We start from the raw sequence: 13,897 nt of genomic DNA, 5'->3' as shown, positions 1-13,897 counted from the left end.
AAAGTGTAATTGTCCAAATTACAGGGGTTAATCCGTTAGAATAACTTACACACTTTTGACAAGCAAAAGAACCTATTTAACGCTTACAATTCTTGTTTATTTGAAGGCCTGAAGTTCTTTTTTCATGGAAACAACATTAATATTTATCCCGCTTGGCTTATGTACAACTTCTTCATCGTAAACCTCGTAACCTATGGAGCTATATAATTGTATGTTCTTTGGTATAGTCAACCGGACCATACATAAGATTGTGGATAGGTTAGCCTTATTTGCGTATTCTTCTAATGATGTTAATAATTTTTTCCCAATACCTTTTCCTTGTTTTTCTGGAATAACTGACAAACGATAAAAGTATAAGCCCTCTTCTTTGTATTTAAAGCGCACCATACCAACTGGTTTATATTCTTCAAAAGCAAGTATTGCTTTTTCTCCTTTTTTTAATGCTTCTGAAACAGACGTTAATGTTTCCTCTAAAGCACTTGAGGGTGGGGTTTCATCTCTATATTCCCAAAATGCTCTCATCATTAAATTATAAATTATTGCTGCATCAGACACAGTAGCCATCTTTATTAGCATAATAAGACCTCCTTGTATAATTTTTCAAGATGAAAATAGAATTTAGATTAAATAAATAGGGGAAGCTTATATTACTATAGTTAAAGTTTTCATATAGATTTAAGAAATATTTGTGCTATCTTTTCTTACTTTTAAAAGAACCGTTTAAAATAAGTTTAGACATGATCCTTACCCCATGTTTAATTGCATTTTCATTTATATCAAAGTAAGGGCTGTGTAAATTTTTTGCATTTTCTTTTTCTTCCTTTTCAGCACCCAGCCACCAAAAACAACCGGGGATTTTTTTTAGGAATGCTCCGAAATCTTCTGATGACATTACTGGCGGCATTTTTTTTATTTCAATATCTATTGTCTTAGTTGTTTCCCTGAGTATGTTAAGAGCTTCTTCATGATTTATTAGAGCATCATACCCATATACATACTCTAATTCATACCTTGCACCATAACAGTTGGTAGTATGATGTAAAACTTTTTTTATAGAAGACTCAATTTGTTTTCGTATATTCTGTTTATAAGTTCTGACGCTCCCTGCTATTTCTACTACCTCCGGTATTACTGTTTTCTTAGTACCCCCGTGAAATTTCCCTACTGTTAATACTGCACTTTCTAATGGATCTACTGTACGGGAAACAATTGATTGCAAAGCTAAAATAACGTGGGCAGAAACTTCTAAAGGATTCACCACTTTATGTGGAAAGGCCGCATGGCCTCCTTTACCGACAATTTTTATATTAAATTTATCGATGGAGGCCATTGCTTCTCTCTCCTGGAATCCAATAGTTCCGATTGGAAGTTGTGGATCTACATGCTGAGCAAACACATAATCTATTCCCTCTGTCGCACCTTCTTCAATCATCTTCATAGCTCCACCAGGTCCTTCTTCAGCTGGTTGAAATATAAACTTTACTGTTCCATTGATATTAGTCCTTAGTTTATTCAATACTATAGCAGTTCCAAGAAGGATAGTCATATGAGCGTCATGACCACATGCATGCATTACATTTTTCACCTTGCTTTTATATTCAATTTCCTTTTTATCTTCTATTGGTAAGGCATCCAACTCAGCCCTTAAGCCAATAACTGGTTTCTCACTTTTTCCATTTAAGGTTCCAACCAAACCGGTTTTAGCTAAACCAGATTTCACATGGATATCAAGAGAGCCAAAAAGTTCTTCAATAAATTGGGAAGTCTTGTGTTCATTGTAACCTAGCTCTGGATGTCGATGAAGATGTCTCCTCGTTGCAATAAGCCAGGGTTCAATCTCATCTAGGATGTCTTCTAACTCAGATTCTAATTCCTCTTTAATCAACTCATACATCTCCCTTATTGTAAATAATAATCTAGTACCAATTTTATGGAAATATACATTTATTCACTATTAATTTTTTCATTTTAAATATTGAAGAAGAAAAATCAAAATACTAATTTAAAATAGGGATATGTCTTAAAGCGCTATCTAACAAATTTTTTCTATTTTGTGTTGAATCTAAAAAAACTACTTTATCTTTATTACTAAGTAAGGTTTTAAAGCCCTTGTCAAAATAGTTTAATCTACTATAAAGTTCCTCATCATTAAATCTTGTAAGCATCCAATCCTCTTTTTCTTTTAGTCTTTTGATTGCCTCACAAGTTTCAATATTCAAATAAAATGTAATATCTGGTTGCGGTATTATCTTATGAATAAGTAGATCAAAATAAGTATCATTCCAATTCACACTTTTATTAAATGCTAGATCAGAATATAGCCATCTATCAAATAAAATATAATCATATTCTTGGTATATAACATCTTTAGTTCTTGTTTCAATTGCATATTCAAAAATAAAGGAAGCTAATCTAAACTCATCAGGGAAAAAATTTTGGTATTCACCGATGTTCCCTGTCTTATTATCGATTAACGTTTTAAATATATTAACCATTTCTTTGCCCAATCTATCGATTAAAACTTTCTTGTTTTTAGCCAATAGATGCTGTTCTAAATTTTTTATCAATGTTGTTTTTCCGGATCCATCAATACCCTCAAAAGCAATTAATTTATATTGTGACATATGCTCTCCTTTTCAAATTTCACTTTTAGTATATCTAACTTCAGAAACCTACACTCTTCTGTGTTAAATTTACCCACTTCTCCACTTAGTATATATTAATTAGTGTAGAGTATTACTAGCCGTAATTAAACTTTCCCTAAATCTACTCGTTATTTTTTCTGGTGTAATAGAAATCCTTTTAACATTTTCTTTCCCTGGGCTCACATTAACTACTAACATTTTTAAACCTGAACTTTTCAGCCATTCCCAATATTCTCTAAAATCAGTTAAATCATTCAAAACCCTAACGTCAGATATACCGCAGTTTTTTGCAATACCTGTTATATCAGTATTTTCACTAGTAGCTGTTGGTTGTCCTCCTGTAGATTCATAAATTTTATTATTAATAATAACAATTTTTAAATTTTTGGGTTGAATGGTACCTACTGTAGTTAATGCCCCCATATTCATTAGGCATGATCCGTCTCCTTCAATTACAAAAACATCATTAGGGGTTATAAAAGATGTTCCCAATGCAAATGGAATAGGCATACCCATTGCGCCTAAAAAATAAAAGTTTTCTTTCCTATCCCTAACTGAGTAACATTCTCTCGAACAGTATCCTAAATAACTTAATACAAACTCATTGCTTACTTTATGCATTAAAGATGAGATAAAATCGATTCTTTTCATACAAGTATTTCCTTTCTCGGTAGCAATATAAATACAGGTGTACTATATGTTTTAGCTTTGTTTAACGCATAGTTGAAAGATTCATAGAAATTGTTATTTTTCGTTACTTCTATGTATTCACAACCAATAGCTAGGATTATTTTTTTTGTCGCTTCACCCATCGGAATTTGTACAGGATTATCTTCAAGTTTATCTCCCCTCATAGAAACGATAATTACGGTTCCAATCTTATAAGGAATTAAAAGCGATGCTATTGAATTTATGCAATTACCTAACCCCGAATTCTGAATCATTATAATGCTATTAATTCCGCCTTGATTAATACCAGCCGTTAGACCGATACCTTCTTCTTCTCTGCTTAGATATATAGTTTTAGCTTTAGTTTTATGAATTTCATAACTATTCAAGATAGTACATGGCAAAGTTAAAAGAAACTTTATATTGTAATTATTCAAGCACTCAACAATTTGGTTAGTTAATAAATAACTTATACTTTGTAGTTTCATATAAAAACCTCCTTTGAAACAATAATTATTTATAAGTTTTTTGTATTCTAGGATTTAATTTTCTTAAAACTTCAGGTATTAATTTTTCTCCTACATCATCTATACTTTCTAAATGGGGATATGCAGAGAAAATAAATTCACTTACTCCAACTTTGTAGTAATTTATTATGCTGTCCGCCACTTGTTCGTACGTGCCTACAAGGGCTGTGGAATTACCAGAACGGTATGGTGTCATGCCCGTCCAAAAGCATTTATCACTCCATTCATTTTTTTTTAAGTCTTGTATCCTATTTAGACCTACTGAGTCCGAATTTTTAATATAAGAATTTAATCTTTCTTGTTTTTTATCACTTACTTTGCTAATAGCAAACAGAGCTTTGTTCCAAGCTTCTTTGTTTGTTTCCCCTAAAAATAAATTAATCCTTAACCCGCAGCTTATTTCTCTATTTTTTTTCTTAGCAAGAGAATTTACTTTGAATAGTTGTTTTTCAACCGTTTCTACAGGCTCCCCCCACATAAGATAAGTATCAAATAATTCACTAGCAACACTTAGAGCATTATCGGAAGCTCCTCCTAAATATAACTCAGGAGTTGGCCTATGAATAAGTTTCTTTTGGGGTTGTGCTTCTTTTATGCTGTAATACTCTCCTTCGTAGTTAAAACTTGAAGGATTTGTCCAAGATAATTGTAGTATGTCCGTAAACTCTCTTAATCGATCATATCTTTTATCGTGTTCTAAAAAATCACCGTCCATAGCTAATTCTTTAGGAGATCCACCAGTAATCACATTTAAAGAAATTCTACCATTACTTATATGATCAAGTGATGTAACCATCTTAGCCACATAGGTCGGCACAATAAATCCTGGACGAACTGCAATTAAAGGTCTAATATTTTTGGTGTGATTAAGAAGATGTGAAGCGGTAATAAAACTATCACTACAATTTGGACCTACAGGAATTAGGATGTTATGAAAATTATAATCATCTAATTTTTGAGCAATGTTTTTAATATATTCTGGTGAGCCATTTCTTTCACTTTTTTCGCCTCCTATAAATCGTCCGTCACCATGGGTCGGTGCATACCAAGAAAATTTTATAGTCAACAGCTTCACTCTCCTTTTTGGTTAATATTAGAATTTGTATTAAATGTACTAATACTTTTAGTTAAGTTATCTATAACTATATGAAGATCATCATCTTTGTTCATATCATAAGATACTCTATCCAAGTACTTTTTAACACGTCGTTTACTAGATTGTGAGTTTTGAAATGGTGAATTAATGATAAATAGGTCACAATTAACATTCCATTTTTTTAAGAGGTAATCAGAACCGATTGCTCCAACTGAATCCAATGGAACTAGTAATATAGAACTAACATTGTTCATGATCATCTTATCCTGCAGTATACTGGGTATATTCGCCCAAAGTAAATCTCCACCTAGTTCTGCTATAATAAAATCTGGAGTGTACTCAGATATTTTATTTATAAGATATCTAATCCTAGGTAAATAAATATCCTTATGTACATATGTGGAAGGTAAACCGACATCAGGAAAATCCATTGTCCATTTAGCACCTGCATCTTTTAAACGGAGTATATCCTCTAGGCATCCTGTACCTGCTAATTTTAACGCTGCTATATTGTAATCTTTTGATAATTGATTAATTATTTTTGATGTTAATGTTGTTTTGCCAGCGCTTGTACCAGTAGCCGTAGTTAAGATTATTGGAACTATATTATTTAATTTAGAGGACTTTTTTCCGTTTATTTCTAATGTATTTAGAATCACATTATCTTTTTTTAGCAAACCTATGCACTCCAGTTCCATAGGTTTTTCTAAATAGTCTGGTGTATACACAATTTGTCCCACAATTCCTCCATCTGTTAATAAATGAAGCCTAGTGCCTTCTGTGATATCCAGACCTTTCTCAGGAATGCCACCCAATAGCAACTTACTAGATTCTCTATTCCCTAATACTCCAACAAAACAATCACCTTTATAGATCTTGACATGTCTTCCGTTAATATCTTCCACCGTGTCATAAACACCGTTAGAAGTTATGGATCTTAATAAAATGATATCTCCTATTTTACCTCTACCACCAACTATTCCTATATTTTCAATTTCGTTAAATTTAAAACGCGTGTTTGAAGCAAAAACTTTGGATTCATAATCTAGTAGTTTAGTCAATAATCTCGTCCTTTCAATAATGAAATAATAAATAGCATCTTAATGGGTAAGCATTTGCTTTCATATTCTTTTACTAAGTGAATAATGTTGTTGGAATTTCCAAAAACCAGTGTCCCAATCTACAACAATTAGAATATCTACTTTTGAATTCATAGATTAAGCTGCATCTAACATGCCGTCATAGTTAATTAGTTGCAACTGGTAAACATAAGAGAGTCAGATATTTCTAAACTACTGGTCCAAAACTGCATTAAAGCCTACATCTTCAACTAATTTAGTACTAAGAGCATAGCGGGTTTTGTGATACCAATTATCTCCTTTTAATGTTATTAAATTTTGAAGAATTCTCTGTATAATTAGGTAATTGGTTGCTTATAACCGATAGTACTGTTATAAGCAAGCTATTAATTTCTAAAAAATAAAGTAAATAAAACCTTATTATAAATATATTTATGGTTTCGAAATCTTTTCTGAATATTCCCTATTACAAACAATACAAGAAATTTTCATACATTCTCACCCCCCTTCAAATTAGAATCATTATATTTATCTTCCAATTGACGCATCTCAAACATTCCTTGTAACTCAAATACTTTATGCATAGAAGATATATTTGATTCAATACCAGCCGTAGTTCCATCCTTAATAATTCTAGAAAAAGTTTTTTCCATTGCTGAGATAGAACTCCTAAGACCATGGTTTGCGTAAATGACCATACTAATTCCTATATTTTTCAGATCATTTACCCCTATATTAGGATAGGTTGTTGGAACAACTACTATTGGTATGGATCCCTTATACAATTCAACAAACTCTCTGATTTCATCTATTTCATTCATCTTAGAATGAATAAGAATTGCATCTGCCCCTGCATCTTTATAAGCTGAAGCTCTTTTTATAGCTTCTTCCATACTTTGACCAGCAATTAAAGCCTCTACACGAGCAATTAAAACAAAATCGGGGTCTTGTTGTGTATCTTTAGCTGCACGGATTTTACTAGCAAACTCATCGATTGGAGATAATTTTTGCGTACTATTAACAAAACTATTAATTTTGGGAAATTGTTTATCTTCAATACAAATGCCCGCAATTCCATTACGTTCGTATTCTTTTACCATTCGAATCACATTATTAACGCTTCCATACCCCGAATCACAGTCACAAATTATCGGTATAGAAGTAGACTGATTCATTACTATGGCAGTTTGGAGATTTTCGGTCATAGTTAAAATATTTGCATCCGGCACCGCATGGGTTGCTGAAATTTCCAATCCACTAGCCCATACTGCATCAAAACCCGCTTGTTCAGCTAGTTTTGCACTTAACCCATTATGTGCACCAATAACCCTAATTACTTCCTCAGATTTTAGTAATTCCCGTAGCTTTTTAGTTTTCATCTGTTAATTTATCTCCTTTAATTAATTATTTTTTAGTTACTCGAAAACTTCTCTTATCACTACCACATTTTACTTTTTAAGAAATTGCTCATCTTATTTACTTCTTTTCTATATAATCCAGCACCAAAAACGTTAAATCCTTTGCTTGAAAGCAACGGGTATTCATCAAAGCCGAGTAAATCCCTTGAAATAAAGATAACCCGTTTATATATTCTATCGTACATTATAATAGCTCAGAGTGGTCACAAGATTCAGGCTACTATCGGTACAGAGAATACAAAATTGTGTTGTACTCGAATCGAATTCGTTCTCCCAAGACAACAAAACTTTGGCATTTTCGACATCACTCAGATATCCTTTATACTCATACAACGTATAGGAATGACCATCCACGGTAACGGAATTGAAGTCTTAAAGGAAATTCCTTCTTGTTTACAGTAGGATTGCCGAAATTAGTGCAAAAGTCTCAATCGCAGAATTTGTTCTCACAAACAACATGAGTTGTAACAACACAGTGAGAACTGATCGTTTCCCCATCCGAATGGGAAAAGTAATGATCCAGTACTTCCATGTTTTTGGGTGAAGGGATCCTTCTTACACTGTATCGTCTATAATGAAAAAGACGATCGGACGGTTATCTCTATTTTTGGAACGGGATTGTTTGATTTGGTCATCCCAGACTGCAATCGATGCTTCGTTACATGATCAGGACGCCAGAGACTCAGAGACGCTCGACGAAGGTTTTGAACATACGAGTGATCTGGACAACGTTCTACATTACAAATTTAACTTTCTACATTCTTTAAATTATTTAGTTATCATTAATACTTGGCCTGAAAAATAATTAACCTTCAATTAAGAACCTGTACTTTGATAATTATTTACACCTACACTCCAAATATAATAGGCTATAAAAATTGTTATTATTCCTACAATGGGAGTACCGAATTGTAGCAGCGGATGAAACAAATCATTTCCCTCTTTCTGAAGAAAGAACTGAGCTGGATAGAAATTAACAAAAGCAAATGGTAGTACAAATGTTAAAAATATTTGAATACTATTTTGATAAATAGAAATTGGATAATTTAAAAAGCTTCTAATATCATAAATACCCATCTCCAGAATCGACGTGGATTTGACAAACCAAAAACTCATGCTTCCTGAAATAATCATTATAGAAGAATGTATTAATACTCCACCAATGATAAATAGTGCAAACCAGAGTATATTAAATGAATTTAAAGGAATTCCTATTTTTGGGACAGAAATACAAAATACAACAATTGACAGCAATATATGCCCAAAAAAAGTATACTCGAACTGTCGTACCACAATATGGTAAAGTGGATCTATTGGTTTTATTAAAACGCTATCAAAATCACCATTTTGCACCATCTTTTCTAGGTCTAACATGGGATGTTTAATAAACATTCCACTTATAGCATACGTAAATAGATTAAGATTGTATAAAAACATTACTTCATAAAATCCCCATCCTTGAATATGCTGAAATTTATTTAAAATTACCCAAATGCTAACAAACAGTAGTGAATAAGTGAAAACATTTGTAAAAAGATCCATAAAGAATGAGAATCGATATTCCATTTTACTTTTAAGAAAAACCACTATAAACCTTATATAAAGCTTAATAAAATTCATGCTATCCCCCTTGAATTACTAATTTATTTATTCCTTTACTCCAAATGAACTTTCCTAATAAAAGAAGTATTATAATCCAAAAACACTGTTGAATAATTACCATTAAACATTCCATATATTCTAATCTTCCTAAGTAAATAGATAATGGTAAAAAGTAAATAAGTTTAAATGGTAAAAATGTTGTTAAGTCTATTAGAAATTGTGGGAAAAACCATAAAGGAATGACTGATCCAGATAAAATTGATATAAGATCGTTTAAAAAACGTTTCATATGCCAAATAGCCATATACCAAAATGATAAAAGTCCAACTATAAAGGTTAATAAAAAATATATTATAAACGCATTTAATAAGGTTAATGTAAAAATAAAAAAATGCTCGATATTAGGTAGTTGAGGTTTATATACAACTGAACATACAATTAAAAGCGGACTAAGTTGAAACAATATTTTGAAAGCATTACTCCCTATAGTATTAAATAAAAACATCAACTTAATATTAATTGGCTTTATCAAATCCATAGAAATTTCTCCGGTTTTAACCTTATTCTCCATAATGTCTATTACTTGGTTACTAATTACTATTGAAATACAAGTGCTAATAATAACATACGTTGTCATCTCTAATAGAGTTATAGGTGTACCCATTTGTGAATTAATTTCACTTTGTCCATTAAAAAGTGCTTTCCAAATAGTAATTTGAATAAGTATAACTATAATATAGCTAAACATACGGAAAATTAAATTAACTTTATAAGCCAAATTTGCTTGGAACTCATTTATCATTATTTGAAAATATCCTTTATTCATTCATAGCGCCACCTGCAGATATAGGATTTAAGCTTTTTATGTACATTCTCCTTATTACTTCATCAATTTCAGTTTCCTTTATTGTGAAATCTAGAATTTCTTCTTTATTCATCAATATTTTTAGTATTACTGAAGAGCTTATTTTACTTTTATTATAAGTAATGAATAATGTGTTGTTTTGTTGTTCTACATATAAAATTCCAGGACTAAAGAGATAATTATAATCTTTAATTTTGTTCTCAGTTTCAACAATAATAAGCTCTTCTGAACCATAAGTTTTCTTTAGCTCTTTTACTGTTCCATCATAAACCTTACTACCCTGATCAATTACAATTACTCTGTTACATAGTTTTTCAATATCAGACATATCGTGAGTTGTGAGTATTACTGTTGTATTTAGGTTTTCATTTATCTGTTGTATAAAAGTTCTGATATTATCCTTAACCACAACATCTAATCCAATAGTTGGCTCGTCAAGAAATAATACCTCTGGTTGGTGCAGTAAAGCTGCACACAGATCTGCTCTCATTCTTTGTCCCAAACTAAGTTGTCTTACTGGTACATTTATGAATTGATTTAGATCTAGAAATTCATTGAAAACTTCTAACCTTTTCAAATAGTCGCTTTTAGGAATTTTATACATGTGCCTCATTAAATTTAATGACTCTGATACAGGTATATCCCACCACAGCTGAGTCCTTTGTCCGAAAACAACTCCAATATTTAGAGAATGTTCCTTGCGATTAGAGAATGGACTCAAGCCGTTAACATCAATGTTTCCATTTGTCGGGGACAAAATGCCTGATAGCATTTTAATAGTTGTTGATTTTCCTGCACCATTAGGACCTAAGTAACCAACAATTTCACCTTTTTCAATCTGGAAATTAATATTGCTAACCGCAGTAATTTTTTCGTGCTTTCTATTAAACAAACTTTGAAAAGTTCCTTTAATACCTTGTTCTCTCTTTTGTACTAAATAACTCTTGGTTAAATTATTCACTGTAATTATATTCATATTTCACCTTCCTTGATTTAAATTAAAGACGTATAACTCCCATATGTTCAGTTTCTTCAGGGAAATCTGGATGACTAAATTTAATGCTCGAAGGAAATAAATAATTATTATTCTTCATAAAAATAAAAGCGTTATAACAAAGCATACTATTTTCGTTCTTTATTTCATTTAATAATTTTTTTTTGCAAATTTTGCTTTCAAATATAACTTGGAGGTCTGTCTCGGAAATTATATCAGCTGTTTCTTTAGAAGTGTTTTTATCATAATTGTTCAAATCTAAGTTTTGTACAGTCCATGTGTAAATTTTATTATTACGTTTCTCAAATAAAACCCATTTGAACTTATATTCTTGAGGATGTGTATTTAGTAAAGTATCGTACATAAAAAAGAAGGCAAAAACATAGTTGTCTAAACTTGCTAAGTCATTTATATTTAAAGAAATATACACATTATCATTATCAGATGAAAATGCATATTTGAAAGCTATGTCCTTATTTCTTAGATCTTTAAACTCTACATACTGAGTGAATTCTGAACTAATTTTTCCAGATCGCCTACCAACTACATAAGGACTTTTATAATTTTCATTAATATCACTGTACCAATTTATTAAATTTAATTTTCTATATTCAGTAATTCTTTCATTTTGATTAAATAATCTATAAAGAAAATTACTTTTCCAAGGTACTACAGATCCTGATGACATGCCAAAATAAGAATAATTCTTATTACGAGGATGAAATAATTTTAAAATACGATCATCAATGAAATTAACATATACTTCATTTAAATTATTAAAAATACAAAACACTTGATGCAACATTTCATACTTATTCGCATGATATTGTATTTTTTTCCAATCTAATTGATCTTTATATTTAAATATACATATATACATCTATATAGTCTCTTAATCGTACATTATGTTCTACACCTAATCTTTTTTCCGTATCAGAATAAGTGTTTGCACACAAATGTAAAAAGTTATGAGTTATATCCAACGTATCTACTTCAAAATTTTCAATATTTATTTTGTCTCTATTATAAAAGAACTGATCTATCAACCTTTCCGGTATGGCACTTGTCGAATTTTTCACCTCTATTAATAAATTGTTCTTTCCAACCTTCCTATAGTACCAATATTCATGAAAAATACCTTTTTCAGTAGAAATCTCTTCATCAAAGGGAATAAATCCGTCATTCGTTACACTACGTTTATATCCTACTCCACTTAATATGTCACAAAAACGGGAAGTCTGATCCTTACTAACCAAAATGTCTAAATCACCAAAATCCCTTTCGTATAGATTATTGTAAATTGATTCTGACAATGCTAATCCCTTTACTAAAATGAAGTCTACTTTCTTTCTTTTGGATACCTCTATAATATATTTCAATTCACTAATGTATTTTTTTCTTTTTTCTATAATAAAATCATATCTATTTTCATATATTTGCTTGTATTTGTCTGGTATGATTTCATTAATTCTTGCATATGTTAATAAGAAAATTTTATGATGATTAGCTTTTTCAAATAGTATTTCCCAATTAACATTATCAACATTTCTTAAAAGAGGATTGTCACTAAACCAATCTTCTGATACATTTTGTGCAATTTGTAGTAGGATTTTGTCTTCATTACTATATTTAGTATCTACCATTAAATCATCTCCTTTTTATATAAGTAATTTAATACCATTACCTTTCAACGTTAGTAGATTAAATATAAGATATATTCAATTTACTAATAAGTAAATGTCAAGAGTTATACTACACTATATCTAACTAAATGTAAACGGTATCTTTACAATAAAATAGGATTTTTTACAAAAAAAGATAATTTTTTTGTATTTATTTAACTTATAAGTTAATCTTATAATATATTGTTACGTTTTTGATCAATTATATAAATGTAATTGTTAGACTATTGAGATATACAAAGAAAAGGCCTGCAGAGAATTCTCTCTACAAGACTTCCTTTCTATCAAGAGGTATGGTAACTTTATCAAAATGCCAGTGTTCATGCGGGTTCTTATTGCCTTTTCATCTCTTTTAAAAAGGCTTTTTTTTGAGTTTTCAAGGTGCGAAACTTGAGTAATTAATAGTTTTCCGAATATGCTTATAAATCTCCTTATTCACTTGCAATTCCATCCCATTGTTCCTAATATAGCTTGGATCAATATAAGCCTCGTGGAGTCTAGCTTTTTATGCCCTAATAATTGTTGAATCACAAAAACTTCTACTCCACTTTCTTCCATAATTGTTGCAAAGGAATGCCTTAATTTATGGAGTGTAAAAGAAGGTAAGTTTGCCTTTTGAAGAAACATATTAAAAAGGCGCTGAAATTCCTCTTTTTTCATTGGCTTACCACTTTCGTTTATTATGTAATCATCTCTGTTCAAATGATTTTTATCAATGTATCTTTGTAAAACAGATCCAAATCCTTCCCTTAATACAATACATTTACTAGATCCATTTTTTGTCTTTTTTACAAAAATGGTTTCGTGCTGAAAATCTATATTTTTCACCTTAATATGAATAATCTCGTTTGAACGACTTCCGGTAGAGATTAATAAGATAAAAAATAATGCATCCCTCTCTATATTTAAACTATTTTTCATAAGACTCTGTAGCAGCTTCAATAGATCATGTCTAGTCGGCACAATCCTATCTTTTTTTGGTGGTTTTTGTTTGTGTTCATCTAAAACAAAGGTCATTTCTTCGGTTAAAATCGGAAAGTCATATTTTCTATATAGATATAGAAAGAAGTTCTGTAGTGTTCGTTTTGATTGATATAACCAATGGTAACTCTTATGAAGATGGGCGTGAAAATATTCTTCCACAATGATTACATCAAGACGCGAAAAAAATAACGTTTCTCCATTTTTATTTACTGTTTCATATATTTTTTCCAAATGCACTTTATCTACAGCAGTGTTCGTTTTCTCAAGTGAATGAGGGACGCCCAGCACCAGGATACTCAACCTATGAAGACGGAAAAAAAGTCCCCGACGAACAAA

At 30.8% G+C, this 13,897-nt stretch carries 14 protein-coding genes; all 14 read right to left on the bottom strand.

The features are described 5' to 3' along the window. Nucleotides 1–96: 96 nt before the first annotated feature. A complete protein-coding gene (locus J416_RS14350; RefSeq protein WP_003474445.1) occupies nucleotides 97–576 on the bottom strand; it encodes a GNAT family N-acetyltransferase in 480 nt (159 codons plus the stop codon). Between the two features lie 115 nt (nucleotides 577–691). Next, complete coding sequence (locus tag J416_RS14345) at nucleotides 692–1,885, bottom strand: M20 metallopeptidase family protein (protein WP_003474444.1); 1,194 nt, start codon at nucleotides 1,883–1,885, stop codon at nucleotides 692–694. Nucleotides 1,886–1,997: 112 nt separating this feature from the next. Next, complete coding sequence (locus tag J416_RS14340; RefSeq protein WP_003474443.1) at nucleotides 1,998–2,624, bottom strand: dTMP kinase; 627 nt, start codon at nucleotides 2,622–2,624, stop codon at nucleotides 1,998–2,000. A 99-nt stretch (nucleotides 2,625–2,723) separates the two neighbouring features. After that, nucleotides 2,724–3,296 (bottom strand): thiamine pyrophosphate-dependent enzyme, encoded by a 573-nt coding sequence (locus tag J416_RS14335; RefSeq protein WP_003474442.1) that lies wholly within the window; start codon nucleotides 3,294–3,296, stop codon nucleotides 2,724–2,726. Continuing rightward, nucleotides 3,293–3,802, bottom strand: coding sequence for a hypothetical protein (locus J416_RS14330; RefSeq protein ID WP_003474441.1), 510 nt, complete (start codon nucleotides 3,800–3,802; stop codon nucleotides 3,293–3,295). Before J416_RS14330 ends, J416_RS14335 begins: the two co-directional genes overlap by 4 nt. 25 nt (nucleotides 3,803–3,827) lie before the next feature. Beyond that, the gene (locus J416_RS14325; protein ID WP_003474440.1) at nucleotides 3,828–4,907 is read right to left on the bottom strand and encodes an LLM class flavin-dependent oxidoreductase; all 1,080 of its coding nucleotides are present in this window, start codon (nucleotides 4,905–4,907) and stop codon (nucleotides 3,828–3,830) included. A 5-nt stretch (nucleotides 4,908–4,912) separates the two neighbouring features. After that, nucleotides 4,913–5,998 (bottom strand): P-loop NTPase family protein, encoded by a 1,086-nt coding sequence (locus J416_RS14320; RefSeq protein WP_003474430.1) that lies wholly within the window; start codon nucleotides 5,996–5,998, stop codon nucleotides 4,913–4,915. A gap of 506 nt (nucleotides 5,999–6,504) precedes the next feature. Then, entirely contained in the window at nucleotides 6,505–7,395 is an 891-nt protein-coding gene (gene aepX, locus J416_RS14315; RefSeq protein ID WP_003474429.1) for a phosphoenolpyruvate mutase, read from the bottom strand. An 855-nt stretch (nucleotides 7,396–8,250) separates the two neighbouring features. Next, the gene (locus J416_RS14310; RefSeq protein ID WP_003474428.1) at nucleotides 8,251–9,054 is read right to left on the bottom strand and encodes an ABC transporter permease; all 804 of its coding nucleotides are present in this window, start codon (nucleotides 9,052–9,054) and stop codon (nucleotides 8,251–8,253) included. A 1-nt stretch (nucleotide 9,055) separates the two neighbouring features. Continuing rightward, nucleotides 9,056–9,862 (bottom strand): ABC transporter permease, encoded by an 807-nt coding sequence (locus tag J416_RS14305; protein WP_003474425.1) that lies wholly within the window; start codon nucleotides 9,860–9,862, stop codon nucleotides 9,056–9,058. Continuing rightward, nucleotides 9,855–10,877: an ABC transporter ATP-binding protein gene (locus J416_RS14300; RefSeq protein WP_003474422.1), complete on the bottom strand. Its 1,023-nt coding sequence runs from the start codon at nucleotides 10,875–10,877 to the stop codon at nucleotides 9,855–9,857. Before J416_RS14300 ends, J416_RS14305 begins: the two co-directional genes overlap by 8 nt. Nucleotides 10,878–10,899: 22 nt before the next feature. Next, nucleotides 10,900–11,775 carry a hypothetical protein gene (locus J416_RS14295; RefSeq protein ID WP_003474419.1) on the bottom strand — a complete coding sequence of 292 codons (876 nt, stop codon included), beginning with the start codon at nucleotides 11,773–11,775 and terminating at the stop codon, nucleotides 10,900–10,902. After that, a complete protein-coding gene (locus tag J416_RS14290) occupies nucleotides 11,756–12,538 on the bottom strand; it encodes a nucleotidyltransferase family protein (RefSeq protein WP_003474417.1) in 783 nt (260 codons plus the stop codon). The genes J416_RS14295 and J416_RS14290 overlap by 20 nt, the downstream gene beginning before the upstream one ends. 474 nt (nucleotides 12,539–13,012) lie before the next feature. Continuing rightward, the coding region (locus J416_RS14285; protein WP_003474415.1) for a tyrosine-type recombinase/integrase at nucleotides 13,013–13,897 on the bottom strand (885 nt) is incomplete at its 5' end.

Origin of the sequence: Gracilibacillus halophilus YIM-C55.5 (assembly GCF_000359605.1) — a bacterium.
In the GTDB taxonomy this organism is placed as follows: Bacteria; Bacillota; Bacilli; order Bacillales; family Amphibacillaceae; genus Gracilibacillus; species Gracilibacillus halophilus.
This window is presented reverse-complemented; position numbering and strand designations above follow the sequence as displayed.

Bases quoted from the DNA above. Each gene is read 5' to 3' on its own strand.
- J416_RS14335 (WP_003474442.1), bottom strand. From the start codon at position 3,296: ATGAAAAGAATCGATTTTATCTCATCTTTAATGCATAAAGTAAGCAAT.
- aepX (WP_003474429.1), bottom strand. From the start codon at position 7,395: ATGAAAACTAAAAAGCTACGGGAATTACTAAAATCTGAGGAAGTAATT.
- J416_RS14340 (WP_003474443.1), bottom strand. From the start codon at position 2,624: ATGTCACAATATAAATTAATTGCTTTTGAGGGTATTGATGGATCCGGA.
- J416_RS14305 (WP_003474425.1), bottom strand. From the start codon at position 9,862: ATGAATAAAGGATATTTTCAAATAATGATAAATGAGTTCCAAGCAAAT.
- J416_RS14310 (WP_003474428.1), bottom strand. From the start codon at position 9,054: ATGAATTTTATTAAGCTTTATATAAGGTTTATAGTGGTTTTTCTTAAA.
- J416_RS14300 (WP_003474422.1), bottom strand. From the start codon at position 10,877: ATGAATATAATTACAGTGAATAATTTAACCAAGAGTTATTTAGTACAA.
- J416_RS14330 (WP_003474441.1), bottom strand. From the start codon at position 3,802: ATGAAACTACAAAGTATAAGTTATTTATTAACTAACCAAATTGTTGAG.
- J416_RS14295 (WP_003474419.1), bottom strand. From the start codon at position 11,775: ATGTATATATGTATATTTAAATATAAAGATCAATTAGATTGGAAAAAA.
- J416_RS14290 (WP_003474417.1), bottom strand. From the start codon at position 12,538: ATGGTAGATACTAAATATAGTAATGAAGACAAAATCCTACTACAAATT.
- J416_RS14350 (WP_003474445.1), bottom strand. From the start codon at position 576: ATGCTAATAAAGATGGCTACTGTGTCTGATGCAGCAATAATTTATAAT.